This is a genomic window from Pantoea eucrina (assembly GCF_020079945.1).
GTDB classification, from domain to species: Bacteria; Pseudomonadota; Gammaproteobacteria; order Enterobacterales; family Enterobacteriaceae; genus Pantoea; species Pantoea eucrina.
Window position 1 is genome coordinate 719,280 of sequence record NZ_CP083448.1, and the last position, 25,349, is coordinate 744,628.

A 25,349-nucleotide genomic window follows, 5' to 3' on the forward strand; every position below is an offset into this window, starting at 1 on the left:
AGGGGTGAGAAGGGGGGAAGCTATGTGCGAATTGCTTGGGATGAGCGCCAATGTCCCTACGGATATCTGTTTCAGTTTTACCGGACTGGTGCAGCGCGGCGGCGGTACCGGACCGCATAAAGATGGCTGGGGTATCGCCTTTTATGAAGGTAAAGGGTGCCGCACATTTAAAGATCCGCTGCCGAGCGTAAATTCACCGGTTGCCCGCCTGGTGCAGGAGTATCCGATCAAATCGCACTCGGTGGTCGCGCATATCCGTCAGGCAAACCGGGGCGAAGTCTCGCTGGAGAATACGCATCCGTTTACCCGCGAGCTGTGGGGCCGCAACTGGACTTACGCGCACAACGGACAGCTTAAAGGCTATCGCCAGCTCGACAGCGGCCACTTCCGCCCGGTGGGGGAGACCGACAGTGAAAAGGCGTTTTGCTGGATCCTCTCACAGCTGCAGGCGCGCTATCCGCGCACGCCAGGTAACTGGCCCGCCGTGTTCCGCTATATCGCTGAAATCGCCGGCGAGCTGCGTGAAAAGGGCGTTTTCAATATGCTGCTATCGGATGGTCGCTATCTGATGGCGTTCTGCTCCACCAATCTCTACTGGATCACGCGGCGCGCGCCGTTTGGTAAAGCGCGCCTGCTGGATCAGGATGTGGAGATCGATTTCCAGCAGCAGACCACGCCGCATGATGTGGTGACGGTTATCGCCACGCAGCCGCTGACCGGAAATGAAACCTGGCACCGGATAGCGCCAGGCGAGTGGGCACTATTTTGCCTGGGTGAGCGCCAGGAATGATTTGGACGCCGCGTCCGGTGCAGAAAGTACCGGCGTGTTGTTCACCGCATACTGACCCGTTGCGGTGACGTTAACGCTGGGCGGTACGTGATATTTAGCAAAATAGGCGTAGCCCGGCTGCAGTTCGCGCCAGAAATCGATGTAGGTCGAATAGCGATGACGCTGAAGATTGCTTTCCGTCATGCGGAACGGATAAATATTCAGCTGCATCTCCTGCTGGCCGTTACGCAGGGCCGCATTAACGTAGTTGAAAATCTCATCCATTGAGCCGTTGGTCATGGCGTAGCAGCCCACGGAAACGCAGTCGCCGTGAATCATCAGATAGTTGCCGTTATAGCCCTTGCTGCGATCGTACTGGTTAGGAAAACCGGTATTGATGGCGCGGTAAAAGCGGCTGTCAGGTTTCAGCTGATTGAGTTTGACGTTGTAGAAACCTTCCGGACTTTTGAAGTCGCCCTGGCGGCGCTTGGGACCGAGTCCGCCGGAAAAATTACAGATGCGATAGCTGTCCAGCAGGCGATATTCATTACCGATTTTGCCATAGAGCTCCAGCGTACGCTCTTCTTTGAAAATCTGAATAAACACCGGTGTACCCAGCAGTTGTTTTTTTAACTCTTTGCTTACCGGAGCCAGCGGCTGTGCGGGTTCAGGTGTGATTGCCCAGCTAAGGACTGGCATAAGAATCATCGCGAACAGCAGTGCGATTCTGCCCATTCTGTGTGTACCTTGAAGTGAAGAAAAACTCAGACGCGCAGCGTCACTCAGTTGCATTATCGGAAATATCCGCTATCGCTGCGCAACATTAACATTGTCTGGCTTTTAATCAAGATAGCGGGCAACAAAATGGCGCAAAGTTGTGATGCATCGGGGAGTAAAAGCGCTCAGGCGCGGCATCGGTGCCGATGACGATTGCTCAACGCCTTCGCTACTGTATACTTAGCCAGTGTCCGGAGGGGGTATGCGCAAAATCATTCATGTCGATATGGACTGCTTTTACGCAGCGGTTGAGATGCGTGACGATCCGTCGTTGCGGGATATCCCTATCGCGATTGGCGGCAACCGCGTTCAGCGCGGAGTGATCAGTACCGCTAACTATCCGGCGCGCAAATATGGCGTGCGCAGCGCCATGCCGACCTCGACCGCGCTGCGTCTCTGTCCGCACCTGCGCCTGCTGCCGGGACGCTTTGACGCCTATAAAGAAGCCTCGCGACAGATCCGCGACATCTTTCTCCGCTACACGCCGCTGATTGAACCGCTCTCGCTGGATGAAGCCTATCTGGATGTCACCAGCAGTCTGCACTGCCAGGGGTCGGCGACGCTGATGGCGCAGGCGATCCGCGCGGATATTCTGCGCGAAACCGGACTGACCGCGTCAGCTGGCATCGCACCGATCAAATTTCTGGCGAAAATCGCCTCCGACCTTAATAAGCCTGACGGCCAGTATGTGATCACCCCGCAGACGGTGCCGGCGTTTCTGCATGAGCTGCCGCTCAGCAAGATCCCGGGCGTGGGCAAAGTGGCGACCAAAAAGCTGGAAGAGATGGGGCTGCGTACCTGTGCTGACGTGCAGCGCGCCGATCTGGCGCTGCTGCTGAAGCGGTTCGGAAAGTTTGGCCGCTCGCTCTGGGAACGCAGCAACGGCATCGATGACCGCGAAGTGATCGTCGAACGTGAACGTAAGTCGCTGGGGGTAGAGCGTACGCTGCCGGAAGATATCCACCACTGGGTGCAGTGCCTGCCGATTATCGACTACCTCTATGCGGAGCTGGATCGCCGTCTGGGGGCTATCCGGCCAGATAAGCAGATCGCCCGGCAGGGGGTGAAATTTAAGTTCAGCGATTTTCAGCAGACCACGCAGGAGCACGTCTGGGCGGTGCTGAATAAAGAGGATATGGTGGCGGTGGCGCGTCAGGTCTGGGAGGCGCGTCGGGCAGATCGCGGAGTAAGGCTGGTGGGACTGCACGTTACGCTGGTGGACCCGCAGCTGGAGCGTCAGCTGCTGCTGGGACTCTGAAATCTCCCCCGCCCGGCAAGCGGACAGGGGAGCGGCATCGATTACGCTTTTGCCGGAATCGCGTTCAGTAGCGCAGTGAGCAGCTTCCAGTAGAGGCCAACGCTCTCAATATGCACCTGCTCATCCGGCGAGTGCGGGCCGGTAATGGTCGGTCCAATAGAGACCATATCCATATGCGGATACGGTTTCTTGAACAGGCCACACTCCAGACCGGCATGGATCACCTGAATGTTTGGCGTTTTGCCAAACAGCGCTTCGTAGGTGGTGCGCGTCAGCGCCATGACCGGTGAGTCAGCGTCAGGCTGCCAGCCCGGATAACCGCCTTTTGGCGCAGTCTGCGCGCCCGCCAGCGCGCCCAGCGAGGTCAGCGTCTCTACCACCCACTCTCTGCCGGTATCGATCAGCGAACGGATCAGGCAGATGATTTCAGCGTTAGCCTGATCCATGCTGACCACACCCACGTTCAGCGAGGTTTCAACCACGCCTTTCGCCACGTCTGAATTACGGATCACGCCGTTAGGGGTGCTGTTGAGCAGGTTGATAAAGCGATCGCGGCTCTCCGCGCTCAGCGCCTCAGCCTGCTGCGCCAGCGGCTCGGTCTGCAGCACAATATGCTTCTCTTTGCTGCCGAGCTCGTTGAGCAGTATCGCCTGGAAGTGCATCGCCGCAGATTTCAGCGCGTCCACTTTGTGGCTCTCAACGGCCAGCGTGGCAAAGGCTTCACGCGGGATCGCGTTACGCAGCGTGCCGCCGGTAAAGTCGATCAGACGCAGATCCAGCTCGCGGGCATGGGCGGCCAGGAAACGCGCCAGCAGTTTGTTCGCGTTGCCGAGACCAAGATGGATATCCGCACCGGAATGACCACCTTTCAGACCTTTAAGCGTCAGCTTCAGCGTTTCATAGCCGGCTGGCACCGCTTCGCGACTCAGCGGCAGCGTGGTAATAAAGTCGATGCCGCCCGCGCAACCCATGTAGATCTCACCCTCTTCTTCAGAGTCGGTGTTGATCAGGATCTCTGCCTGCAGCCAGTCCGGCTGCAGGCCAAACGCGCCATCCATGCCCGACTCTTCGGTCATGGTCAGCAGCACTTCCAGCGGGCCGTGCGTCAGGCTGTTGTCAGCCAGTACCGCCAGCGCTGACGCCATGCCGATACCGTTATCTGCACCCAGCGTGGTGCCGCGCGCTTTCACCCATTCGCCGTCCACCCACGGCTGAATCGGATCTTTCGTGAAATCGTGGGCGGTATCGTTGTTCTTTTGCGGCACCATATCCAGGTGCGCCTGCAGGGCAACCGGCGTGCGGTTTTCCATGCCGGGCGTGGCAGGTTTGCGGATCAGAATATTACCGACCCGATCGCGTTCGACCCAGAAATTCTGCTCTTTGGCCCAGCTGACCACATATTCAGCCAGCGCCTCTTCATGATAAGAAGGGTGGGGAATGGAGCAGATTTTGGCGAAGATATCCCACAGCGGCTGCGGGGAGAGTTGAGACAATTCAGACACAACGCGTCTCCTGTATCAGCGTGGCGGACAGGCCGCTCGCACGCAGTTTCCGGTTTAAGATCGCCGTCAGCTCATCTGACGTGATGAGCCAGAGAATATCACCCTTTATTCGCAGGCGCGTCATCAGGCGCGCTAAAAACCTGCAACCAGTGTGACGGATGCTGGTTTTTAACGCGTCAGATCCTTATAATCTCGCGCAACCTTTTCCCCCTTGCATATTTTTAAGCCACTTTTGGTGGTTGGGATTCCTTTTATGAGCGAAAAATACGTCGTAACCTGGGACATGCTGCAGATTCATGCCCGTAAACTGGCCCAGCGCCTGCTTCCTGTGGAACAGTGGAAAGGCATCATCGCGGTAAGCCGCGGCGGTCTGGTTCCGGCATCGCTGCTGGCGCGTGAGCTGGGTATTCGCTACGTCGATACCGTTTGCATCTCCAGTTACGATCACGATCACCAGCGCGAAATGAAAGTGCTGAAGCGCGCCGAAGGCGACGGTGAAGGCTTTATCGTTATCGACGATCTGGTCGACACCGGCGGCACTGCGCAGGCGATCCGTGATATGTATCCGAAAGCGCGTTTCTGCACCATCTTCGCCAAGCCTGCTGGCCGCGCGCTGGTGGATGATTACATTGTGGATATCCCGCAGAACACCTGGATCGAACAGCCGTGGGACATGGGCGTGGTCTATATTCCGCCAATCGTCAAAAGCTGATTGATGCAACGCAAACAACGCCCGGTTAAGCCGGGCGTTGTGCTATTCGCGCCTCGCGCAGCCGGGGCGGGTGCAGTAAACTCATAGCCATCTATGCGACCGCCGCAGGAGAAACCATCAGATGGCCGAAAAAAATCTTAGCGAAGAGTTATTCAAGCCGCGTTTTAAACATCCCGAAACCTCTTCCCTGGTGCGCCGCCAGCATCACGCTACCGCACAGGTGCATAACGCGCTGGAGGGGGATACTCAGCGCGGCTGGTATCGCATGCTTAACAAGCTGCTCTGGACATGGCGCGGCCTGTCACCGCAGGAGATCAGCGAAGTCCTGGCGCGCATCGCCGTCAGCCGCTTTGAACACACCGATGAGGCGCTGCTGGATACGGTAATCGGCTATCGCGGCGGCAACTGGAATTTTGAGTGGTCAAAGCAGGCGGCGCTCTGGCAGCAGCGGGCGATGCAGAGCGAGCAGCATGATGAAGCGGGCCAGCAGTGGCTGCATGCGGCGAATCTCTACAGCCTCGCGGCCTATCCCTATATTAAAGGCGATGAGCTGGCCGATCAGGCGCAGGTGCTGGCTAATCGCGCCTATGAAGAGGCGACCCGGCGGCTGCCGGGCGAGCTGAAATCGCTGACGTTTCCCGTCAGTGGCGGCAGCCCGGTTACCGGGTTTCTGCATATGCCGGCGCAGGCCAGCGCACCTTATCCCACCGTGATGCTGTGCGGGGGGCTTGATTCGCTGCAGAGCGATCACTATCGGCTGTTTCATGACTACCTGGCCCCGCGCGGTATCGCTATGCTGACGCTGGATATGCCATCGGTTGGCTATAGCAGTAAATGGACGCTAAACCAGGACACCAGCCATCTGCATCAGCAGGTTCTGCGCGAGCTCAGCAACGTGCCGTGGATCGATCACACCCGCGTGGCGCTGTTTGGCTACCGCTTTGGTGCCAATATTGCGACCCGACTCGCCTGGCTTGAAGTACCGCGTATCCGTGCCGTGGCCACGCTGGGCGCGATGGTACACGGCGTGTTTGTTGACGCGGCGCGTCAGCAGCAGCTGCCGGACATGTATATGGATATGCTGGCGAGCCGGCTGGGTATGGCGTCAACGTCCGACAGCAACCTGCGCATTGAGCTGAATCGCTATTCGCTGAAGGTACAGGGGCTGCTGGGACGCCGCACCCCGGTGCCGATGCTGGCCGCTTGCTGGCCGGACGATCTTTTCAGCCCGGAGGAGGACTCACGCCTGATTGCCGGTTCGTCGGCGCAGGGCAAAACGCTGGCTATCCCGGCTTCACCGGTATTTCACAGTTTTGAGAAAGCGCTGAATCAGATCTGTGACTGGCTCAGCAAACAGTTGCAGCGGTAACTGGCAAAACACAAAACCTCTGCTAAAACTTAATGTCGGCATATTACGCGCTGCGCCCTTTGCGCGGCGCGCTGCTTTTTTTACGGTTTATTTGAGGGAGAGAATTAGCATGACGTTACCGAGTGGTCACCCCCGTAGTCGCCTGCTTAAGCGCTTCACCGAATTGGGGCCGTACATCCGTGAAGGAAAATGCGAAGATACGCGTTTCTTTTTTGACTGCCTGGCTGCCTGCGTTAACGTAAAGCCTGCACCGGAGAGCCGCGAGTTCTGGGGCTGGTGGATGACGCTGGATGCGCACAGCGATCACTTTACCTACGAATATCACTTCGGCCTGTTTGATAAAGAGGGCGACTGGAGTGTGACAACCATTAAAGGTAAAGAGAACAACGAGCGTGTAGAGAGCACCCTGCGTAACTTTCATGAGCGGCTGAAAGCGATGCTGCACGAGCAGAAGCTCGATCTGCGTCCCGCAGCTGGTTTTAAAGAAGAGCCGGTTAAGCTGAGCGCATAACGTAAAAAAAAGAGCCGGTCATGCGCCGGCTCTTGCGTTGTCAGGGTGTCGATACCGCAGCGGGTAATCAGAACTGATAGGTCAGCGCAACGGCCACCACATCGTCATTGTTCAGCCCCAGCTTGTTGTTGTCATCCAGCTGATTGATTTTGTAATCCACCATGGTCGACATGTTTTTATTGAAGTAGTACGTCAGGCCCAGATCAACATATTTCACCAGGTCTTCATCACCCACGCCTTCAATATCCTTGCCTTTGGTCTGTACATAGCCGAGTGACGGACGCAGACCGGAATCGAACTGATACTGCGCCACCATTTCAATGTTCTGCGCTTTGTTGGCAAAGCCGCGCGTGCCGATTGGCGTCATGTTGCGCGTCTCGGTGTAGATGGACGCCAGGTAGAGGGCGTTGGCATCATATTTAATACCGGCTCCCCAGGACTCCGCTTTGTCGCCGCGTCCGAGCAGGCCGGCCTGCTGCTGCTGGCTGGTGCGATCGGATGAGGTAATGGCTGACATCAGGCTGACGCCGCTATCGCCAATGGTGTAGCCCAGGGATGCGCCGTAGCCGTCGCCGTTCTGGGTGCTGGTATCCGCTGCGCTGCCGCGGCTGTTCGCGCTGTCGGCGTCGTTTTTACCCTGATACTGCAGGGCGAAGCGCAGGCCATCCACCAGACCAAAGAAATTACTGTTGCGGTAAGTTGCCACGCCTGACGTGCGCGCCGCCATAAAGTTATCGGTGCGCGCGGTGCCGTCACCCCCGAACTCAGGGAAGACGTCGGTCCAGGCTTCCACGTCATACAGCACGCCGTAGTTACGGCCATAATCGATTGAGCCGTAGTCGCCAAATTTCAGGCCGGCAAAGCCGAGACGGGTTTTGTTGCCGTTGTTCGCGTCACTGCCTTCAGAGCGGTTGCCCTGAAACTGATATTCCCACTGGCCGTAACCCGTCATCAGATCGTTGATCTGCGTCTGACCTTTAAAACCGAGACGCACGTAAGTTTTATCACCGTCCGCGCCTGCATTGTCACTGAAATAATGCATCCCTTTTACGCGACCGTAGAGATCCAGTTTGTTGCCGTCTTTATTATAAATTTCTGCGGCTTGTGCCGTTGTGGCCAAAGCCAGTGCGGAAACAACCAGTGCCAGTGTGCTTTTCTTCATTTGCTATCAATCCCGATGAGTAAAAAAAGTATGTACCCGTGAAAAGGTTTGTAAAACACGGGACGTTTTACCGATCGCTGATGAAGGTTTTATGACAGATTTGCGCAATCGGGGTGAACGAGGCGGTTAAGTTGTGCTGACTGGCCTGCGGAAATTCGCGCTTTTCCCGGCGTGGCTGTTGGCTTCCTTGCTGACTCCTGATAAAACGTCCGTTCGCGGATTTTTTCTCAGATGGCAGGAAAATATGAGTGGCAGTCAGACCCTGGTGGTCAAATTGGGTACCAGCGTTCTCACCGGCGGTTCGCGCCGGCTGAATCGGGCGCACATGGTGGAGCTGGTTCGCCAGTGTGCACAAATGCACGCGGCGGGACATCGCATTGTTATTGTCACCTCCGGCGCGATTGCGGCCGGACGTGAACACCTTGGCTATCCCGAACTGCCACCGACCATCGCCTCAAAGCAGCTGCTGGCTGCGGTGGGGCAGAGCCGTCTGATCCAGCTGTGGGAGCAGCTGTTCTCTATTTATGGCATCCATATCGGGCAGATGCTGCTGACGCGCGCGGATATGGAAGATCGCGAACGCTTTCTTTATGCGCGCGATATGCTGCGCGCGCTGCTGGATAACCACATCGTTCCGGTGATTAACGAAAACGATGCGGTCGCTACGGCGGAAATTAAAGTTGGCGATAACGACAACCTCTCGGCGCTGGCGGCAATGCTGGGCGGAGCGGACAAACTGCTGCTGCTGACCGATCAGCAGGGGCTGTTTACCGCCGATCCGCGCACGAATCCGGAGGCGCAGCTGATTAGCGACGTGCACCAGATTGATGATGCGCTGCGGACGCTGGCGGGCGGCAGCGTGTCAGGATTAGGCACCGGTGGTATGGCAACCAAACTGCAGGCTGCGGATGTCGCCTGTCGCGCCGGCATCGATGTGATTATCGCTGCCGGCAGCCGTCCCGATGTGATTAGCGATGTGCTGAACGGCAAACCGGTCGGCACGCGCTTTCATGCGCAGCAGTCGCCGCTGGAGAACCGCAAGCGCTGGATCTTCGGCGCGCCGCCGGCCGGCGAAATCACCATTGATGATGGTGCCCTGGCGGCGGTGCTGGAGCGCGGCAGTTCGCTGCTGCCTAAAGGCATCCGCGAGGTGCAGGGAAATTTCTCACGCGGTGAGGTGATCCGGATCCGCAACCTGCAGGGACGCGATATCGCCCACGGCGTGACGCGTTACAACAGCGATGCGATGCGCATGATCGCCGGACATCACAGCCAGGAGATCGGTGATATTCTCGGTTATGAATATGGCCCGGTTGCCGTGCATCGCGACGACATGGTTGTCAGCTAAGGAGCAGAAAATGTTAGAGGAAATGGGTAAGGCGGCGCGGGCGGCATCGTACGCGCTGGCGGCGCTCTCCACCGCAGAGAAAAATCAGGTGTTGCTCACCCTGGCTGAAGGGCTGGAGGCGGATCACGCAGAGATTCTGGCGGCGAATGAACAGGATCTGGCCGACGCGCGGCAGAGCGGCATGAGCGCGGCACTGCTTGATCGCCTGACGCTGACGCCGCAGCGGCTGAAGAGTATCGCCGATGATGTGCGGCAGGTCTGCCAGCTGGCCGATCCGGTCGGACAGCTTATTGACGGGGGCCAGCTCGACAGCGGCCTGCGTATTGAACGGCGTCGTGTGCCGCTCGGCGTAGTGGGCGTTATTTACGAAGCGCGTCCGAACGTCACCGTTGATGTGGCGGCTCTCTGCCTGAAAACCGGCAACGCAGCCATCCTGCGCGGCGGTAAAGAGACATGGCGCACCAATGCGGCCACGGTCAGAGTCATTCAGCGTGCGCTGGTAAAGCACAACCTGCCAGCCGGGGCCATACAGGCGATTGAAAATCCGGATCGCGAGCTGGTCAGTCAGCTGCTGAAGCTGGATCGCTATGTCGATATGCTGATCCCGCGCGGCGGAGCAGGGCTGCATAAGCTGTGCCGTGAACACTCCACTATCCCGGTGATCACCGGTGGTATCGGCGTCTGCCATCTCTATCTTGATGAGACGATGGAGATCGCGCCGGCGCTTGAGATCATCGTTAACGCCAAAAAACAGCGGCCGAGCGCCTGCAACTCGCTGGAGACGCTGCTGATCCATCAGGATCAACTCGATCGTTTCCTGCCAGCTTTCCTGCAGCGTATGGCGCAGGAAAATATTACGCTGCACGGCGATGCCAATATTCTGGCGCAGCTGCAGACAGGGCCGGCCAGCGTCGTCGCAGTGAGCGAGGCGCACTATCGCGATGAGTGGCTGTCAAACGATCTCAACGTGAAGCGGGTAGCGGACATGGATGAGGCGATTGCGCACATTCGTGAATATGGCACCCAGCACTCCGACGGCATTCTGACGCGCAGCATCCGGCACGCGAATGCGTTTGTTCAGCAGGTGGACTCTTCTGCGGTCTACGTCAACGCCAGTACCCGTTTCACCGACGGCGGCCAGTTTGGTCTGGGCGCTGAGGTGGCAGTCAGTACGCAAAAACTGCACGCGCGCGGTCCGATGGGGCTGGAAGCGCTGACCACCTACAAATGGATTGGCTGGGGCGACGATACGCTGCGCCGCTAGCCGTCCTGCCCGCCTCAGATGGGTACCTGTACAGGTACCCATTTTTTTTGCTTTAGATCCACTCAATATCACAGCTTTCTGAAATTTATCTGTCATCTGTGGCGCGTCAGCCGCTTTTCACCCATTTTTTTGTGTAAGCGCTGGTCCGGGTTTAACAGAAGATTCCTGAAAACCTCAGTCAGAACAAGCTGTCACACATTTATTGCTGGTTTAGCGCAGACGGGCGAGGATAATGATCCTCCAGCTTCATTGATAATATCGCGTGGGTAGTAAACTAGCGGTAATATAAAATGAACTGGTAGCAAAAACCAAAATAACATTCAGTCTTTTACTGATGGCAGACAATTAACTGATGGTTAAAAAAGAGAGTACAAAACACGCTTTTACTGCCAGGCTGATTGCCGCATGCGAAAGTGCGGGAATTGTCGGACATGGACGAAACAAACAGGTTGCACAGGCGTTGCAGCAAAGAGGATGCAAAATTTCAACGCCGGGGGTATGGAAATGGTTCAACGGTCAGTCGATTCCGGATGACGGGAATCTGTTAGCGCTAAGCGATCTGCTGGGCGTGCGCGTGGAGTGGCTGCAGTTTGGTATGGAGAAACCGGATGCCGGGCTTTCGCAGCAGCGTCTGCTCTCCGCCGGGCATATGTTCCGCGTGGAGAGCCTGGATATCGGCCAGCGCAGCGCGCAGGGCATTGCCGCGCGCGATGAGCTGGTAGAGACCATTCAGGCGATAGAATATGGTCTGGATGAGGCGCGCGTGCTGTTTAATGGCCGCCCGGCAGAAAGCATCCGGCTTATTGCGCTGAACAGCGATTCAATGGCCGGCACCTTCGCACCGCGCGATCAGCTGTTTGTCGATATCAGCGTGCATCACTTTGATGGCGATGGAATTTATCTGTTTACGCTTGACGATCAGCTCTATCTCAAACGCCTGCAATTGCAGCATAAAAAAGTGGCCGTTATCTCAGATAACAAGCGCTATGAGACCTGGTATCTGACGCTGGATGAAGCCGATTCTCTGCAGGTGATCGCCCGCGTCATCATGAGCCAGGCACGTGATTATCAGATCCTGGGCTGAGCCGTTGCCGGCATCGGCAGAAAAAAATAACCCGGCTGAAATCATAAATTTAACTGCTGGTAAATAAAAAATTAACTGTTGGTGTTTGCCAAAGTATTAGAACATGTTAATAATTTGACCATAGATGGACGAAATCGTTGCCCCCGGATGGGCCCGCTCTTAAACAATTGAGGCGCTGCACAAGCGCGAAACTACCCACTCAAAATCAGTGTATTTTGGGATGGGGTGGATACGCACTCAGCAGCGTTGTCAGTTGTCTCCTGCCTTCACTTCTCTCTGCTTTTTCCTGGCCGTTTTTTAACGACCGGGAAAGCGGATTGTGGGTGATTCCAGTGGCACACCGGACGCACCGGCCTCTGCCGGAAGGCCGCGTTTGCCACCCCATCGCCAAAAACTCATTCACAGGAGGAGTTATGGCGATTATCCAATATGGCAAATCAGCGTTTACCGGTAATGCACGAACCCGGCGTCATCGACGACGCCAGCCACTCGCACGTCTGAACCGTACTATCGACAACGCACTCGGGCTCGAATGCGATGACGTCACGCTGCGCACTGCTGAACGTATCTGTCAGCGGGAGATTCGATCCAGAGTAGAGCGTGCCGTACTGGCGCCGGGACGCTCGCACAGTGAAAGCGCCAGTTTCGATAACTGCTGTTTACCTCACGTTCATCTCTACGCTACCCGTTAAGTTTCTCCTGCTTTTCCAGTTCTGAACGGAACGTTTTTACATTGCTCACTGTTTAACCACGCTTGAGCGTTGCGCTTGAATCTGGCGTGCGCGAATGGCTGACCGATCAGTGACGTTTAAGTGTGCTGACCCTGTGCGCAGCGTACTCCGCGTTGCGCCTCAAAGAAGGAACGGATATGAGCCAGATTATTGCCATTTTAAATTTTGAAGAGGGTTATCGCGAAGCGCCCTATCTGGATACGCAGGGCTTTCCCACCGTGGCGGGCGGCATCCGCATCGGACCAAAGGGCGCCTCGCTGAGCAACTACATCTTTCAGGTGCCGCGCCGCGTCGGGGACGTCTGGAAGCAGTGCATTGTGGAGAAAAAAGTGCAGGAGATGCAGCAGCGCGAACTGATCCGCCAGGCGCTGCTGAAGTGCAACGACGCCCGCAGTGACGTGCTGATTAGCATGGCGTATCAGATGGGCGTGGAGGGGCTTGCGCTGTTTCGCGGCATGCTCACCTCGGTCACGCAGGGCGACTTTGACGCCGCAGCGAATGCCATGCTGGATAGCCTTTGGGCGCGGCAGACCGCCGGACGCGCCCGGCGGCATGCGGAAGCGATGCGCAGCGGCACCTATGACATCTACCGGGGGCTGCTATGAACATGAAGTGGATGATCTTCATCATTGCGGTACTGGCGGCAATCATACTACTGCTCCTGCTGCAGCGCTTCACCACGCTGGAGTTTGTTAAACACGCGCGCCTGCTGTTTAAAACCTGGTCAGTGTGGCTCGCTTCACTCGGCTCCATGCTCAGCGCGTGGGCGCAATCTTTTCCCGCTTCCGCGCTCGATGCCTGGAACGCGCTGCCGCCGGACGTCAAAGAGGTTCTGCCGCACAACTACCTGGGGTTAATTGGTGCCTTTATGGTGGCAATGGGCGTTATGGCGCAGTTTGTGCGACAGAAAAATCTGGCGGAAAAACGCAGCGCGCTGGAGGAAAAATCATGAGTTTTCTTCTTTCCCTGCTGGCGGGCAGCTGGCACTGGCTGGCGGCGCTGTTCGGCATCATCGCCGCGCTGGTAGCCAGCTACGCTGGCGGTAAAAAGATCGGCAAAGTGCAGCAGCAGGCTAAAGCAGACACCGAACGCGCAGAAAAAACAGCGGCGCAGGCGGTAGCGGTTAACCAGCAGCAGCAGCAGCTGCGTGAGGAGGCCCGACGTGTGGAAATCAGCAACAGTAATCTTGATGATGCTGCCGCTCGTGACAAGCTGCAGCAATCGAAGTACCACCAGCCCTGAGGCGCCGGTCGTTATCGACTCCGCCTGCTCTCTGTTTTCACCCATTTATACCCACGGCAGTGACGCCGATCGCATGGATATTCGCACCGTGCGTGCCATTAACAATCACAACGACCTCTGGGATCGGCACTGCCGCACGCCGGCACGCTAACGCCGCTCCTTCTGACGCTATTCCAATACCCCTGTATAAGCCGAGGAGGCTGACATGATCGAAGTTAATTCATTTGCTGAACTGCGTACCACTGCACCTGCTAAAAACGGCGATTCTGCGTTTTTGCGCCGCTACAATGCGGACTCAAACTTTCGCGGTGGCGGTGACTTTACCGGTTTTATCGGGACGACCACGGCGGCTGACGATGGCGGTACGCTGGCGGTCGGTAATGGCTTCTACTGGAAGCGCGTGATCAACGACCCGGCAGACCTCAACGTCTACCACTTTGGTGCGAAGGGAGATGGCTACGCCAATGACACCGAACCCTTCAAACGCATGCTGGCGTGGACCCAGGGCTACAGCGGCAATATCCGCGATCTGCCGGTGCGCTTTCCGGGCGGTAAATTCCTGATTAACCCGATAGATATCAGTGATACTGAGGTCGCCTTCTTTGGCCTGCAGGGGGATGATGTGGAGCTGGGTTCGCTGCCGCGTACCACGATCATTTCCGACAAGAGCGCCAATACGGTGTTCAAAGTGAAGGCGCGCCGCACCGCGATCAAAGGGATCACCTGGCATGGTCAGGCGTCCGCCGATACCAATACCAACAAAGGCACTATCACAGCCGAGCTGTGTACCAACGTGCAGCCCTTCTTCGAAAACACCTGCATCGAAGGCTCTACGGTAAATATCTACTGTTTCCGCGCGCAGAATAGCGGCGGGACCGTCATTAAAGTGCTGGATACCCTCGACAGTAAGTTTGACCAGATCTACACCCTGTGGACCTACGGGCGCGTATTCGACATCGGCTGGTCAAACTCGCCAAAAGGTAAGTGGGACCACTCCACCGCGATTGAGATCTGCAACTGTAACTTCCAGACCGGTTACGGTGACGCCACGCTCTATATGCCGCGCGTGACGCAGGGCATTATGCGTAACGTCTGGATTGAGCATACGCGTAACCCTGGCGATCTCTCCGACGGCGGCTGGACCATCGATACGCTGAACATTGAGGATTGCGGCTCGCCGTTTAACCTCAATAACGCCCGCGTGATCATGCGCCAGATTGGCCTGCAGTCGGGTGCTACTATCTCCAACGACCTGGCGGGCACGCGCTGGCTCTCGACGTTTGAGTATGGCTACCGGCGTGAGGAGAACCACGGCACTATTATCACCGGCTCCCTGCGCACGGGTTACTACAGCGGCCATAAAGTCACCAATAACACCGATACCGATAACTGGTATCGCCTGGGACAGCTCTTTTTCCCGGTGGCGAACCAGCAGTGGGTGATGGAGCTGATTGGTAAAGCGGATGCGACCCAGCCCACCGGCACGGCGGCGTCGCCGGTCAATATGGCCGGCACCGGTAAAACCTGGATCAACCTGCAGCGGCTGGATACCGTCTGGGCTGACGCCTGGCATATGGGCCAGCCTGCGGTGATGGATATCCGCTACAACCGGGTCGGCACCACCTATGCGGTGGTGTGGGTTAAGCTGCGCGCCAAAAGCGGTGATACGCTGATTAACCTGAAAACCACCGGGCCAACGCGTTTTGAGTCAGGCTCCTGCTCGCTGTTCCAGACTGACTTTTCAGTCGTAACCGATACCACCAAAATGGGCACACTCAAGCCTGCGGCGCGCTTCGGACTGCATAATGGTGTAGCTGGCATTGGTGCCAATGAGAAAGGGGTGCTCACTGTCGCGACGGCAGCGGGTAATCCCACCAATAAAACGGCCCCTTCGGGCTTTGTGCTGGTCAATATCAACGGTGTTGATCGTAAGCTGCCTTATTACGATTAAGGCCAGCACCTTTTTGGCGAGGCTCCGGCCTCGCCTTTTTTTTTGTGGTGGAAAACGCGCCGGCGCTGCTGAAAAAGCGGGCGGTTGAATCACCGCATCTTGACGCCGCGCGTCACATTTCCTATTTTTACTCCCCGTAGTTCCCGCCCCATTGCCGGTGTAGCTCAGTTGGTAGAGCAGCGCTTCGTAATGCGAAGGTCGTAGGTTCGACTCCTATTATCGGCACCATAAAAATCAATAAGTTACGATATAAACCTCTCGTCTTTACCTCCCTGCTTTTTTCCTTGTAACTGTATGTGTAAGTGATTTTCTTCAATATAAATCAACAACACATATCTGGAGTATCGGGTTGGCCCGTTCTTGTCGATCTTTCTCGTTGATGAGAAGATGTTCATTAGCAGTTATATCAAAACGATTTTTTGTGATAGATGCGCGGCTTAGCAAGTCTGTAACATGTGGCTTCTTTAGTTTTTGTAGGGAGTAAATATCATGGGGATTGAGGATGATGCGATTTCTCGCCGTTTAGAAGCTCAAAAAGAAGGGCGGAACGTTGTTCCTGATAGCTATCAAGGAGTAACTAAACAACGAGTAACTGATGTTTTGACAATAATAGATAGACGTACAGATAACATGGTTGATGTTGTGTACTCTCTTTTATGCGATGAGCCTAGCTGGTACAAGAAAGCGGCTCGTAATGGTTACAGGTTCTGTGATGGTGCTTCTGTGGCGCATATAGGTACTCATGTTGGTATTCTTCAGCGCGGCGGTAATCTTAAACTAGATCGTGAAGGACGTGACTACTGGCTGAAACCACTTTGGGAAATTGGTGCAATTGAAAAGGTGTATCTTGATTCCGCTGATGGAGAGTTTAAACCAGGCCATCCAATAGCAAAATCCTCAAATTCAGCTTATCGTCTTTCAACTGACTTTATGGTTATTCTTCAGGCCCCTGAGGAGCAGTGGCAGGAACTTGCATTAGGTTGGGCACAAGTTGACACACAACGTGAGCGGCTTGCATTACAAGCGGCCCAAGCTCAGGCTACAGCTAATTCTATTGTAAGCGCTCATTCCCAATTGATTCGTGCAAGCCATGAGGTATACGCCACCCGTTTTCTGCCAGGCTATCAAGTTATCTATGTTGATGATGGCGACGGTGACCGTGTTACACCAGAACAGCAAAGTGTGCTAGCAGATGCAGGTATTACAATTACTATTCACGACTCTATGCCTGATGTGTTGTTATGGAATCGTCAAAACAATAGCCTTTGGGTTATAGAAGCTGTTACAAGTGACGGCGAAGTAGATATCCATAAAATGCGGAGCTTGCAGGCATTTGCTATAAGAAACGGAAAAGAGAGTATTGGTTTTACTACGACTTACCCTACATGGAAAAAAGCTGCGGAACGTCAATCAGCCTTGAAAAATCTTGCCGGTAACTCGTACATGTGGATATTAGAAGATCCGTCCAGAAATATCCAAATTCATCAATAAACAGACTTAAGAAAGTCGAGTAATAACACCCGACTTTCTTCGCTATTATTTATAATTGTGCAACAAGTTTATCAAAAAAATCTTGGTCAAACTGTTGGACTTTTTTTCCCATACTAACTAATTGCTCATGGCTTGGGTAGCGAAGAGTATATAAGTCAGTAGCATTAACTTGGGTGTGACCGTTAAATTGGCGAAAATATTGGTCAACAATATGGCTATTCAAATAAGCCCATAGCCCTTTAGCAAAATCCATGTCCAAAGGTTGGCCATTTGCATGAAAGTAGTTTGTTTTATTCTCAAATCCAACGACTGATACATCTGCTACATTTGCCGTATATAACCCAGCTACGATGCGACGTTTTTCTTCTTTTGAAGTCAAGCGCTTAATTAAAATGTATGTTCCGTTCGGAACCATCAATTTTTCTGTTTCTTCATTTAGAACGATGGCGTTGGGCTTTTTTTTGCTTTCTACAGGGTATTCAATCAATCCATTATTGAAATGCATTGGGTATATGAGTGGAACAGTATGTTCTCCTGGATTATGACGAAGATTAGGTTTTGTTCTAAAATCTACAACTTTACCTGTACTCACCCCAATACCAAGATCTTGCAGTGAACAGGGCATCCCTCCAATACGGCTAGCGATATCAGCTTGCTCATCACTTGTAATAATGTGAATAAAATGATCAGGGTTATTGGGGTTAACTACTTCATCAAAATTAGCCATGCGAATAATAGGGTCTGGATCATTGGCACAAGTGCTTGATATAATCTCTACTGAGCCTTGAATATCACCTTTTATGATATGAAATATTACGTTTTCTTGAAGGACTTTATCTCCTTTGAATGCGCTTGTCCGGCTTTCAAATACATGTAGCTTATTTAAATTATTTCCATCAAGTAGAGCTCTACGAAAATCATTAAAATATGGTCCATTACAGAAACTACGTGGGGTAATCGCGACTAATTCTCCCTTATCATCTAAGAGCATTAAAGCTAATGCTACAAAGCATGAATATAAATTTCCAGTTTCTACGCCGACACTACGCAAAAGCTTACGCTCTTCACTTGATGCAGAAATTTTTAAGTAAGGAGGGTTCAAAATAGCTTTATTAAATGGAGATATTTTTTGCCCGCTATTTTTTTTGTGTATTAAACTTACAGCATGACTAATGAAATCAACACAATTAAGGTTTGCATGCCAGGTAACACCTGATTCAATGGTAGCTTGTTCACATAATGTCAAAGAACCCTTTAATTCTTCAACAAGCACGTTTTCAAGTTCCCATGCATTAGCATGGATAGAATTTGGCGAAAACTCTCTCAAAGCTCTTTCAACCAACGCCGTGGTTAAAGAACCCACACCAGCACCAGCATCGAGGATGCTTAGCTCACCATTCAAATCGCAAAACTTACTGGCCAAAATTCGAGCAGCGGCAGCTGGCGTCATAAATTGGCCTTTTTGACCTCGAGTGGCTTCATCTAATTGGCTATTTACCTTTACCCGCTGGGCATCAACAGACTCAAGAAGTGTATCAAGTACATTGAATTTCATCGCCAAAACCGAATCTCTTGCCATTTTATCCTCACTGTATAATTGTACAGCTTATCATCTCTTTCAGACGCTATCCATTATGTGTATAGCGTTTATCTTGCTGGTAACATCCCCAGAAATGCTTAGCCCAATGAGTGCGGGCTTTGGCATCCATCAGAATCAACATTCCGTAATTCAACCGGCATCGCTTTGTCCACAGGTCGCTTCAGCCACCTGTCAAAGGAATGGCCCTGTCACATCGCCCAGTGATCCGCAGTATTGCCGCCAATCATGGAAGTCAGTCGGGAGACTTCGTCAAGTTGAAGGATCAGAGCTTCATTCTCCTTAAGCGCGGTCTCACGACCAGTAACAATGCGTTCAATACTGGTCGAAAAAATTAGCTCATTGTGGTCAGTTAAGACTTCAGCTTCTGTTTGCATGTATTTCGTCCGTAAAAAGCAAACACGCCTGCCGGAAGCGGCAGGCGCATTATGCAATGAATAAAAGAGGAAGTAAGTTCGGGAATGTAAATCAGGAAAGCTGCACGCAAGATTCAGCGTGTCGAAAAATTATGCCGCCTCGCAACAACCCAGTTGCCTGTCGAGCTCGCAGGATATCTACAGCCCGAAGATAGGGGGATTGCTCCTGCCAACTCAATCCTCTGCGATCGATACGAACCAGTTCGTACTTATCCACCAGAAAGTTGACTGCATCAGCCAGCGTAATACCGGCGTTGATATGTTCCTGAATAACGGTTTCATCGCTGAACGGCGTGTCATTCAGGGTAAGGCCATAATGTTGTTCCAGCAGACGGGTAAGCAGCATCTGCCAGACCGTCACGGGAGACGGGCACGGCTTAGCCGCCCGCTGAGTTGTTGCAGGTAAGATTTTCATTTTTTTCTCGCGAGTGAAAAAGGTTTAACGTTGAGTGGGATAAATAACGATGTAGACGTAACCGCAACTGCCGAGAGTATCTGCTTCACAGGTGAAAGCATTGTGGTACAAAGTGACGCAGTGGGAATGACGAGGGTTTAGTTCGCCAGTGCTCAGCATCAGTTCCATCTGGCGGATAAAATGCGGGAATGCTTCTTCCAGCTTCAGACATTCAGCGTCACCAAATTTACCGGTGATACTGGCCCGGTCAGCCAGGTAGTGCAGTCGGTTGCCTTCCTGTACCAGCCTTGCGCCAAAATTCGGTGTGAAATTTCGCTGTAATCCCCACTGTATTACATCAGTCAATGGCATCTTTTGCCCTCCTTCATAACCAGCCACGTTCGGCAAATGAAACCACTGTCATGCCTCCGACTATGCAGTGATCCAGCACCCGGACTTCTACCAGCGACAGCGCCTTTACCAGTCTGTCGGTAATCTGTCTGTCGGCCTGGCTGGGCTCAGCTTCACCGGAGGGATGGTTGTGGGCAAAAAGCACGGCGGCTGCATTATGGCGAAGGGCTGATTTCACCACTTCGCGGGGATGCACTTCCGTACTGTTGATAGTGCCGGTAAACAGGGTTTCGTGAGTAATTAACTGATTTTGCTGGTTAAGGTACAGCACTAAAAACACCTCGCGCTCCAGCCCGGTCATTTTCAGGCGCAGCCAGTCCCTGACAACCGTTGTGGACGTGAATGACGCTCCAGGCTCGCGCAGATGGTGTTCAAGCAGCGACAGAGCACGCTGAACAGTTCGCCGGGTTGTCAGCGGTAGTTCCTGCGGTAGTGATAAGTTGAAAGTCATACCTGTATCCTCAGTCGATAATGCGCATGATGGCGGAGCATTCCTGATGGTGCAGAGCATACTCACGCAGACGATAAAAGTGCGCTGTCATGGCATCGCACCCGGTACGGCAGGCATGATGGCTGTACTCGATAAGACAGACGGTAATTCCGGCGGCCTCTGCACTCATTTGCGCGTTATTTCCGTTCATGCTGTTAAAGAGTTGCCATTGCGCATCGCGAACAGTGTCCGGCACCATAAAAGCGCCGCCATTGCTGAGCGTGTAAAAATTCCAGATTCCGCCGCTGTAGTCCGCACATAAACGGTCCATCCAGGCGAAGATGCGCGGTTCCAGTAATATCCACTGTGGAATCGTGCCAAAGTGCTGAGGCCAGAAGCCGGGGCGCTGTTCATCTGCGACAGGCGTGGCGAAAATAGTGTCTGACGATAAGGTGGCGTCAGTAATTGCAGTATTCATGATTAATCACTCCGAAAATAAAAAAGCCAGCCGGTCAGGGCTGGCGTGATGATGAGTCGTTAAATCAGGTCGTTAAAACACGGTGAGACAGTCATCTCTGCCTGCGTTTACGGATAGTGTTGTGGTGGGTGATGCAATGAGTAAGACGGCATAAAAGCAAAAAGGCCATGCTTCCCGATGGAGGCACGGCCTTAATGCCTGAGTCAGAAACAATACCAGGGGGTTATTGCCCCATGTACTCCACCTTTGCCCCGGTGGCGTTACCATCAGATCCTACAGTAACAACGATTTTATCGTAGGTGCGGTAAGCGGCATTGTAGACTTCATATACCACCGTATTTCCCTTCACTTCATAGCTGCCAAAATCAGCGGCGTCTGCCGTTTCATGGTCATATTCTTTCGTGTACGCCTGTCTGGCCGCTTTCATTACCGAACCTTTGTTTACTTTCAGCGGCTTATTCCCGGTGACTTCTGCTGATACGCCTGCAAGGGCGCTGACATATTTCGGGCAAACCTGGAGCATATCGCCACGAGTAAATTTCATTTGTGTACCAAAGACCTGCACACTGGAAATATCCTGAGCTGCAATTGATTCAATTGCTTTCCGGGCTGCGGCGGGAGCCTGCCCACCTTCGATTTCAACAGCTTTATAGCCCGTTTGTTGATTACACATTTGTGAGGAGGGGATCAGATTCCCGTTAATGCTGATACGGCTTCCCATCAGTTCCTGCTGGCCGTTGGGGCAACTCTGCAACTGGCCGAAGATACCAATAGTGTCTTTTTTCAGCATAACCAGCGCCTGACCGTCTTCCGTCATGGTCTGGCACCATCCATTTTTCACCATCCAGTTGCCTGCCTGCGCAGAAACAGAGGCGGCGGAGAGAAAAAGAGCAATTATTGTTCTGGTTTTCATAAATCACCTGTGGATTGGCAGCAGCGGTCAGGAGAGAACCACTGCATAAGTTATTAATCAGTCACCATCTGTCAAAGGAGCAGGAAACGGCGCGAAACAAGCCAGGATATCCTTACTTTTTGATAGGTTAAGACGATCAATTCATGGATATCGAAAGTTATTATTGATAGATAATAACGATCAATTTTCTATTATTGATCGTTTATACAGATCGATATATTCTTTTCTGACATACACTGCCCCTGAAAAAGTGCAACGTTTGACCATAAGGCGCGTGCCCAGGGCAATTCACAGATTCCAGGAAAGAGAGGTACAACGGATGTCAGGAACAGTACAGATTGAGTCGTTTAATGCAGGATTTCTGACCAGAGAGAAACTGCACGACCTGATTTTTTACCGGAAAAGTTTTGATATCACGAATGTTACCGACATCAGTGAAACCGTCAAAAGAGTGGAGTATGCGATTGAACATCAGCAGGGCTTTGTTGAATAAATCAGATTTCGGGTAAGTCTCCCCCGTAGCGGGTTGTGTTTTCAGGCAATACGCACGCTTTCAGGCATACCTGCTTTCGTCATTTTGTTCAGCGCTCGTACCAGGGCCATAGCCTCCGCAACCTGACCATCGTAGTCACGCAGCGTCAGTGAACCCCCGAACAGCTGTTTTACCCGGTACATCGCCGTTTCCGCTATCGAGCGACGGTTGTAATCTGTTGTCCATTTCCACCGCGCATTACTCCCGGTCATTCGCTGATTAGCCACTGCACGGTTACGGTCTGCATATTCACCGGGCCAGTAACCCGCACCTTTTCGGGGAGGGATAAGCGCGCTGATTTTCTTACGCCGCAGTTCATCGTGACATAGCCGGGTATCGTAAGCGCCATCGGCGGCGGCTGACCTGATTTTCCGGTGGGTTTGCCGGATTAACCCGGGGAAGGCCTCTGAGTCCGTAACGTTGTTCAGCGACAGGTCAGCGCAGATGATTTCATGTGTTTTACTGTCAACGGCGAGATGCAGCTTACGCCAGATACGGCGGCGTTCCTGGCCATGCTTTTTGACTTTCCACTCGCCTTCACCGAAGACCTTCAGCCCGGTGGAATCAATTACCAGGTGTGCGATTTCACCCCGGGTGGGCGTTTTGAAACTGACATTAACCGACTTTGCCCGCCTGCTGACACAGCTGTAATCCGGGCAGCGTAGCGGAACGTTCATCAGAGAAAAAATGGAATCAATAAAGCCCTGCGCAGCCCGCAGGGTCAGCCTGAATACGCGTTTAATGACCAGCACAGTAGTGATGGCAAGGTCAGAATAGCGCTGAGGTCTGCCTCGTGAAGAAGGTGTTGCTGACTCATACCAGGCCTGAATAGCTTCATCATCCAGCCAGAAAGTTATGGAGCCACGGTTGATGAGGGCTTTATTGTAGGTGGGCCAGTTGGTGATTTTGAACTTTTGCTTTGCCACGGAACGGTCTGCGTTGTCGGGAAGATACGTGATCTGATCCTTCAACTCAGCAAAAGTTCGATTTATTCAACAAAGCCCATAAAATGAGATTCATCCCAAAAATTAGTGATCAACTTCAGATCTAATGACCTGAACTACCTACTCTTACTTTCGTTCGGTTAACAAGCAATGACAGCCCTTGACCATCTCCCAATTTTCATATTCCAGCCTGTTTTAAGATCCATCTCTCAATTTTTTCATGCCATTTCCTTAGCAAATCAAGTGGGCGACGGCGGTAGTGTTTCTCTGCCAGAGCACTAGGCTTATGGCCCATAATCTGCGCAACAATGCCGGTTGGCACTTCTACCCATTCGGCCAGAGTTCCGAAACTACGGCGTAATCCATGCAGGCTGATGTGTGGTAATTCAGCCTTAGCTAAGGCTCGATTGTGTGCTGAACGCGGTTCAATAATTTTGCCGCTTTTGCTGTTACTCCTGAAAACCCAATCCTCTTTATTTACGTCAGAATTTGGGGCTTGCATCAGTGTGCTTAACAGGTCGGAAACATAAGGAGTGAGAGGTATGATACGTTCGCCTTCGATCTTGTCTTTGATCCGCATACTTGACCATTTGAAATCGACGTCAGACCACCGAAGTGACGCAATTTCTTCGCGTCGCGCTCCGGTGAGTAAAAGCACCTGAAGGTAAGCTGATGCAACAGTGTTATTGAGTTGACGTATAGCCTGAAACCAATTTTTTAACTGTTCTTTTTGTAAGCAATCTCCCGCTTTACTCGCTGATACTGGAACCATTTTTCTCACGTTATGATCTTGTGCAAGATCGCCATGGATTATTCCCTGATATTTCTTCTGGTAATTAGCCCATTTGATAAATGCACGCAACAGACGGTAAGCATGAGCAGTAACAGTAGGCCGATTTTGTCTTTCTGTACTTAGCCATGCGGCAATGTTCTCTGGTGTTAGTTCCGATAACGGTAGGTCGAGTAAGCTAGCCAATGGTCCAGCCGAGGTTGGGCCCCTGCCTCTTTTTTTGCTTTCGCCTCCACGGCTGGACAAGTTCACGTGATCGGCAATATAGCGTGCAGAGTAAGGACGTTTAGTTTTGGCGCTGATTCCGGTTCTCAATTCTTGAAGATAATCTTCCCAAGCGCTTGAGAAGGTTACCTTCGTTTTACGAGATTCAGCCTGCTGTGATTCCGCTTCAGCAATTTTTTCTGCTTTAGCTATACGCGGATCTATCCCAGTATCGATTAATGTTTGCAGCCGCCTGGCTTCGGCCCTGGCATCATCAATCCTCCAATCGTTAATGTTGCCAATGGTCATGCGAAGAGTTTTTCCCGCATATACGCTTTGGAACACAAAAGCTTTTGTTCCGCGAGTTGCCCGGCATGCCAGAGTTGTTACATCCGCATCCCAAAGAAATGCTTGGTTTTTCCCTTCAGTTAAAGCAAATTTTCGAATGCGCTCGAAGGTGAGTTTTTGTCTTGGAAGTGCCATTTTGGGGCTCCAAATGAGAAAGGTTACATCACCATAATGTAACGGCTGGTGTAAGTAAAATGGGGGAATAAACATCAACACCTGTCAATTTTTATCAACAGGTGTTTTTCATAACTTAATGTTTTATAATTAATTACTTGTTTTAAGAGTAGGTTTTTAAAGGGGTAAAAATATAATAACGTCGCATTCGTAATGCGAAGGTCGCAGGTTCGACTCCTGTTTCCGGCACCAGTTAATTCCATCTCTTATAGATTATTTTTTCTTCCCCTTTCAGCATCTGCATAACACAGCCTCCGGCAGACCCCAGCTGGACGTATTCTCATCCGTTGACCAGACTTAGCGTTCCCCCCGAAAAGGAGAATGCGCAATGAGTACCCGATACAAAGTGACCTATGAACATCAGGATGGCGACGTTAAAAAGCGCGAAGAGGTGATACTGGAGAGCGAAAATGAGCCTTCAGATGAAGAGGCGCATGAAGCGGTGCTGCAGGATCTTGCGATGATGAAAACTCCCGGCACCGGCGTAGATGGCGTGGCGAAGTTCGATATTATCAGTATCGCCCCGGCTGACGAGTAAAAGGGGCGG

The 25,349-nt window shown here is 52.8% G+C and carries 27 protein-coding genes, 1 tRNA gene and 1 pseudogene; 17 read left to right on the forward strand and 12 right to left on the reverse strand.

The annotated features are described in order from the left end of the window. Nucleotides 1-22 precede the first annotated feature (22 nt). Nucleotides 23-790, forward strand: coding sequence for a class II glutamine amidotransferase (locus tag LAC65_RS03260; protein ID WP_039382863.1), 768 nt, complete (start codon nucleotides 23-25; stop codon nucleotides 788-790). On the opposite strand, the gene dpaA is transcribed toward LAC65_RS03260, so the two are convergent. Continuing rightward, nucleotides 761-1,504 (reverse strand): peptidoglycan meso-diaminopimelic acid protein amidase, encoded by a 744-nt coding sequence (gene dpaA, locus LAC65_RS03265; protein WP_039382866.1) that lies wholly within the window; start codon nucleotides 1,502-1,504, stop codon nucleotides 761-763. The two genes, LAC65_RS03260 and dpaA, sit on opposite strands and share 30 nt — an antisense overlap. A gap of 244 nt (nucleotides 1,505-1,748) precedes the next feature. Between dpaA and dinB the strand changes: the two genes are divergently transcribed. Then, entirely contained in the window at nucleotides 1,749-2,804 is a 1,056-nt protein-coding gene (dinB, locus tag LAC65_RS03270; RefSeq protein WP_224144824.1) for a DNA polymerase IV, read from the forward strand. Nucleotides 2,805-2,845: 41 nt separating this feature from the next. Here the strand turns inward: dinB and pepD are convergent, their stop codons facing one another. Further along, entirely contained in the window at nucleotides 2,846-4,306 is a 1,461-nt protein-coding gene (gene pepD, locus LAC65_RS03275; protein ID WP_039382873.1) for a beta-Ala-His dipeptidase, read from the reverse strand. 253 nt (nucleotides 4,307-4,559) lie between these two features. Between pepD and gpt the strand changes: the two genes are divergently transcribed. The 3 genes from gpt to crl all read left to right on the forward strand — a co-directional run bounded on the left by gpt (nucleotide 4,560) and on the right by crl (nucleotide 6,898). Next, the gene (gene gpt, locus LAC65_RS03280) at nucleotides 4,560-5,018 is read left to right on the forward strand and encodes a xanthine phosphoribosyltransferase (RefSeq protein WP_007887137.1); all 459 of its coding nucleotides are present in this window, start codon (nucleotides 4,560-4,562) and stop codon (nucleotides 5,016-5,018) included. A 121-nt stretch (nucleotides 5,019-5,139) separates the two neighbouring features. Continuing rightward, on the forward strand, nucleotides 5,140-6,387 hold the full coding sequence (gene frsA, locus LAC65_RS03285; RefSeq protein ID WP_224144825.1) for an esterase FrsA: 1,248 nt from the start codon (nucleotides 5,140-5,142) through the stop codon (nucleotides 6,385-6,387). 109 nt (nucleotides 6,388-6,496) lie between these two features. After that, complete coding sequence (gene crl / locus LAC65_RS03290) at nucleotides 6,497-6,898, forward strand: sigma factor-binding protein Crl (RefSeq protein ID WP_039382877.1); 402 nt, start codon at nucleotides 6,497-6,499, stop codon at nucleotides 6,896-6,898. 67 nt (nucleotides 6,899-6,965) lie between these two features. Here the strand turns inward: crl and ompC are convergent, their stop codons facing one another. Then, nucleotides 6,966-8,060: a porin OmpC gene (ompC, locus tag LAC65_RS03295; protein WP_039382879.1), complete on the reverse strand. Its 1,095-nt coding sequence runs from the start codon at nucleotides 8,058-8,060 to the stop codon at nucleotides 6,966-6,968. 244 nt (nucleotides 8,061-8,304) lie between these two features. Between ompC and proB the strand changes: the two genes are divergently transcribed. The 10 genes from proB to LAC65_RS03345 all read left to right on the forward strand — a co-directional run bounded on the left by proB (nucleotide 8,305) and on the right by LAC65_RS03345 (nucleotide 17,171). After that, nucleotides 8,305-9,408, forward strand: coding sequence for a glutamate 5-kinase (gene proB / locus LAC65_RS03300; protein ID WP_039382881.1), 1,104 nt, complete (start codon nucleotides 8,305-8,307; stop codon nucleotides 9,406-9,408). 10 nt (nucleotides 9,409-9,418) lie between these two features. Continuing rightward, the gene (gene proA / locus LAC65_RS03305; RefSeq protein ID WP_039382883.1) at nucleotides 9,419-10,672 is read left to right on the forward strand and encodes a glutamate-5-semialdehyde dehydrogenase; all 1,254 of its coding nucleotides are present in this window, start codon (nucleotides 9,419-9,421) and stop codon (nucleotides 10,670-10,672) included. Nucleotides 10,673-11,024: 352 nt separating this feature from the next. Then, nucleotides 11,025-11,756 (forward strand): LexA family transcriptional regulator, encoded by a 732-nt coding sequence (locus LAC65_RS03310; RefSeq protein WP_039382885.1) that lies wholly within the window; start codon nucleotides 11,025-11,027, stop codon nucleotides 11,754-11,756. Between the two features lie 413 nt (nucleotides 11,757-12,169). Further along, nucleotides 12,170-12,448 (forward strand): transcriptional antitermination N peptide, encoded by a 279-nt coding sequence (locus tag LAC65_RS03315; RefSeq protein ID WP_071668492.1) that lies wholly within the window; start codon nucleotides 12,170-12,172, stop codon nucleotides 12,446-12,448. 176 nt (nucleotides 12,449-12,624) lie between these two features. Then, nucleotides 12,625-13,092 carry a glycoside hydrolase family protein gene (locus LAC65_RS03320; protein ID WP_039382888.1) on the forward strand — a complete coding sequence of 156 codons (468 nt, stop codon included), beginning with the start codon at nucleotides 12,625-12,627 and terminating at the stop codon, nucleotides 13,090-13,092. 2 nt (nucleotides 13,093-13,094) lie between these two features. Continuing rightward, nucleotides 13,095-13,439, forward strand: coding sequence for a DUF7940 domain-containing protein (locus tag LAC65_RS03325; protein WP_175540454.1), 345 nt, complete (start codon nucleotides 13,095-13,097; stop codon nucleotides 13,437-13,439). Next, nucleotides 13,436-13,729: a hypothetical protein gene (locus LAC65_RS03330; protein ID WP_039382893.1), complete on the forward strand. Its 294-nt coding sequence runs from the start codon at nucleotides 13,436-13,438 to the stop codon at nucleotides 13,727-13,729. Before LAC65_RS03325 ends, LAC65_RS03330 begins: the two co-directional genes overlap by 4 nt. A 205-nt stretch (nucleotides 13,730-13,934) precedes the next feature. Next, entirely contained in the window at nucleotides 13,935-15,680 is a 1,746-nt protein-coding gene (locus LAC65_RS03335; protein ID WP_039382897.1) for an amylovoran biosynthesis protein AmsF, read from the forward strand. Between the two features lie 153 nt (nucleotides 15,681-15,833). After that, nucleotides 15,834-15,908: transfer RNA gene (locus LAC65_RS03340), tRNA-Thr, on the forward strand. A 261-nt stretch (nucleotides 15,909-16,169) separates the two neighbouring features. Then, the gene (locus tag LAC65_RS03345) at nucleotides 16,170-17,171 is read left to right on the forward strand and encodes a BsuBI/PstI family type II restriction endonuclease (RefSeq protein ID WP_224144826.1); all 1,002 of its coding nucleotides are present in this window, start codon (nucleotides 16,170-16,172) and stop codon (nucleotides 17,169-17,171) included. Nucleotides 17,172-17,220: 49 nt separating this feature from the next. Here the strand turns inward: LAC65_RS03345 and LAC65_RS03350 are convergent, their stop codons facing one another. The 7 genes and pseudogenes from LAC65_RS03350 to LAC65_RS03380 form a co-directional block, all read right to left on the reverse strand. Further along, the gene (locus LAC65_RS03350; protein ID WP_224144827.1) at nucleotides 17,221-18,750 is read right to left on the reverse strand and encodes an Eco57I restriction-modification methylase domain-containing protein; all 1,530 of its coding nucleotides are present in this window, start codon (nucleotides 18,748-18,750) and stop codon (nucleotides 17,221-17,223) included. A 94-nt stretch (nucleotides 18,751-18,844) separates the two neighbouring features. Next, nucleotides 18,845-19,145: pseudogene (locus LAC65_RS03355) on the reverse strand (DUF4942 domain-containing protein); the annotation flags it as partial. Between the two features lie 91 nt (nucleotides 19,146-19,236). Beyond that, on the reverse strand, nucleotides 19,237-19,599 hold the full coding sequence (locus LAC65_RS03360; protein ID WP_148810983.1) for a TA system toxin CbtA family protein: 363 nt from the start codon (nucleotides 19,597-19,599) through the stop codon (nucleotides 19,237-19,239). A gap of 24 nt (nucleotides 19,600-19,623) precedes the next feature. After that, nucleotides 19,624-19,950 (reverse strand): type IV toxin-antitoxin system YeeU family antitoxin, encoded by a 327-nt coding sequence (locus LAC65_RS03365; RefSeq protein ID WP_148810982.1) that lies wholly within the window; start codon nucleotides 19,948-19,950, stop codon nucleotides 19,624-19,626. A 13-nt stretch (nucleotides 19,951-19,963) separates the two neighbouring features. Continuing rightward, nucleotides 19,964-20,440 carry a RadC family protein gene (radC, locus tag LAC65_RS03370; RefSeq protein WP_148810981.1) on the reverse strand — a complete coding sequence of 159 codons (477 nt, stop codon included), beginning with the start codon at nucleotides 20,438-20,440 and terminating at the stop codon, nucleotides 19,964-19,966. A gap of 10 nt (nucleotides 20,441-20,450) precedes the next feature. Continuing rightward, entirely contained in the window at nucleotides 20,451-20,897 is a 447-nt protein-coding gene (locus LAC65_RS03375) for an antirestriction protein (protein WP_224144828.1), read from the reverse strand. Nucleotides 20,898-21,120: 223 nt separating this feature from the next. Further along, entirely contained in the window at nucleotides 21,121-21,810 is a 690-nt protein-coding gene (locus LAC65_RS03380; protein ID WP_224144829.1) for a hypothetical protein, read from the reverse strand. A 319-nt stretch (nucleotides 21,811-22,129) separates the two neighbouring features. Here LAC65_RS03380 and LAC65_RS03385 point away from each other — a divergent pair, with 319 nt between their 5' ends. Beyond that, nucleotides 22,130-22,303, forward strand: a complete 174-nt coding sequence (locus tag LAC65_RS03385; protein ID WP_224144830.1) for a hypothetical protein — start codon at nucleotides 22,130-22,132, stop codon at nucleotides 22,301-22,303. Between the two features lie 41 nt (nucleotides 22,304-22,344). On the opposite strand, the gene LAC65_RS03390 is transcribed toward LAC65_RS03385, so the two are convergent. Both LAC65_RS03390 and LAC65_RS03395 read right to left on the reverse strand, forming a co-directional pair. Next, nucleotides 22,345-23,313: an IS5-like element IS903B family transposase gene (locus LAC65_RS03390; protein WP_000654812.1), complete on the reverse strand. Its 969-nt coding sequence runs from the start codon at nucleotides 23,311-23,313 to the stop codon at nucleotides 22,345-22,347. Between the two features lie 151 nt (nucleotides 23,314-23,464). Further along, on the reverse strand, nucleotides 23,465-24,838 hold the full coding sequence (locus tag LAC65_RS03395; RefSeq protein ID WP_148810970.1) for a tyrosine-type recombinase/integrase: 1,374 nt from the start codon (nucleotides 24,836-24,838) through the stop codon (nucleotides 23,465-23,467). A gap of 292 nt (nucleotides 24,839-25,130) precedes the next feature. Between LAC65_RS03395 and LAC65_RS03400 the strand changes: the two genes are divergently transcribed. Further along, nucleotides 25,131-25,340: a hypothetical protein gene (locus LAC65_RS03400; protein ID WP_039382899.1), complete on the forward strand. Its 210-nt coding sequence runs from the start codon at nucleotides 25,131-25,133 to the stop codon at nucleotides 25,338-25,340. Nucleotides 25,341-25,349 lie beyond the last annotated feature (9 nt).

Excerpts from the sequence above, each read along its gene's own strand:
- LAC65_RS03260 (WP_039382863.1), top strand. The coding sequence starts at position 23 with ATGTGCGAATTGCTTGGGATGAGCGCCAATGTCCCTACGGATATCTGT.
- dpaA (WP_039382866.1), bottom strand. The coding sequence starts at position 1,504 with ATGGGCAGAATCGCACTGCTGTTCGCGATGATTCTTATGCCAGTCCTT.
- dinB (WP_224144824.1), top strand. The coding sequence starts at position 1,749 with ATGCGCAAAATCATTCATGTCGATATGGACTGCTTTTACGCAGCGGTT.
- gpt (WP_007887137.1), top strand. The coding sequence starts at position 4,560 with ATGAGCGAAAAATACGTCGTAACCTGGGACATGCTGCAGATTCATGCC.
- frsA (WP_224144825.1), top strand. The coding sequence starts at position 5,140 with ATGGCCGAAAAAAATCTTAGCGAAGAGTTATTCAAGCCGCGTTTTAAA.
- crl (WP_039382877.1), top strand. The coding sequence starts at position 6,497 with ATGACGTTACCGAGTGGTCACCCCCGTAGTCGCCTGCTTAAGCGCTTC.
- ompC (WP_039382879.1), bottom strand. The coding sequence starts at position 8,060 with ATGAAGAAAAGCACACTGGCACTGGTTGTTTCCGCACTGGCTTTGGCC.
- proB (WP_039382881.1), top strand. The coding sequence starts at position 8,305 with ATGAGTGGCAGTCAGACCCTGGTGGTCAAATTGGGTACCAGCGTTCTC.
- proA (WP_039382883.1), top strand. The coding sequence starts at position 9,419 with ATGTTAGAGGAAATGGGTAAGGCGGCGCGGGCGGCATCGTACGCGCTG.
- LAC65_RS03310 (WP_039382885.1), top strand. The coding sequence starts at position 11,025 with ATGGTTAAAAAAGAGAGTACAAAACACGCTTTTACTGCCAGGCTGATT.
- LAC65_RS03315 (WP_071668492.1), top strand. The coding sequence starts at position 12,170 with ATGGCGATTATCCAATATGGCAAATCAGCGTTTACCGGTAATGCACGA.
- LAC65_RS03320 (WP_039382888.1), top strand. The coding sequence starts at position 12,625 with ATGAGCCAGATTATTGCCATTTTAAATTTTGAAGAGGGTTATCGCGAA.
- LAC65_RS03325 (WP_175540454.1), top strand. The coding sequence starts at position 13,095 with ATGAAGTGGATGATCTTCATCATTGCGGTACTGGCGGCAATCATACTA.
- LAC65_RS03330 (WP_039382893.1), top strand. The coding sequence starts at position 13,436 with ATGAGTTTTCTTCTTTCCCTGCTGGCGGGCAGCTGGCACTGGCTGGCG.
- LAC65_RS03335 (WP_039382897.1), top strand. The coding sequence starts at position 13,935 with ATGATCGAAGTTAATTCATTTGCTGAACTGCGTACCACTGCACCTGCT.
- LAC65_RS03345 (WP_224144826.1), top strand. The coding sequence starts at position 16,170 with ATGGGGATTGAGGATGATGCGATTTCTCGCCGTTTAGAAGCTCAAAAA.
- LAC65_RS03350 (WP_224144827.1), bottom strand. The coding sequence starts at position 18,750 with ATGGCAAGAGATTCGGTTTTGGCGATGAAATTCAATGTACTTGATACA.
- LAC65_RS03360 (WP_148810983.1), bottom strand. The coding sequence starts at position 19,599 with ATGAAAATCTTACCTGCAACAACTCAGCGGGCGGCTAAGCCGTGCCCG.
- LAC65_RS03365 (WP_148810982.1), bottom strand. The coding sequence starts at position 19,950 with ATGCCATTGACTGATGTAATACAGTGGGGATTACAGCGAAATTTCACA.
- radC (WP_148810981.1), bottom strand. The coding sequence starts at position 20,440 with ATGACTTTCAACTTATCACTACCGCAGGAACTACCGCTGACAACCCGG.
- LAC65_RS03375 (WP_224144828.1), bottom strand. The coding sequence starts at position 20,897 with ATGAATACTGCAATTACTGACGCCACCTTATCGTCAGACACTATTTTC.
- LAC65_RS03380 (WP_224144829.1), bottom strand. The coding sequence starts at position 21,810 with ATGAAAACCAGAACAATAATTGCTCTTTTTCTCTCCGCCGCCTCTGTT.
- LAC65_RS03385 (WP_224144830.1), top strand. The coding sequence starts at position 22,130 with ATGTCAGGAACAGTACAGATTGAGTCGTTTAATGCAGGATTTCTGACC.
- LAC65_RS03395 (WP_148810970.1), bottom strand. The coding sequence starts at position 24,838 with ATGTTTATTCCCCCATTTTACTTACACCAGCCGTTACATTATGGTGAT.
- LAC65_RS03400 (WP_039382899.1), top strand. The coding sequence starts at position 25,131 with ATGAGTACCCGATACAAAGTGACCTATGAACATCAGGATGGCGACGTT.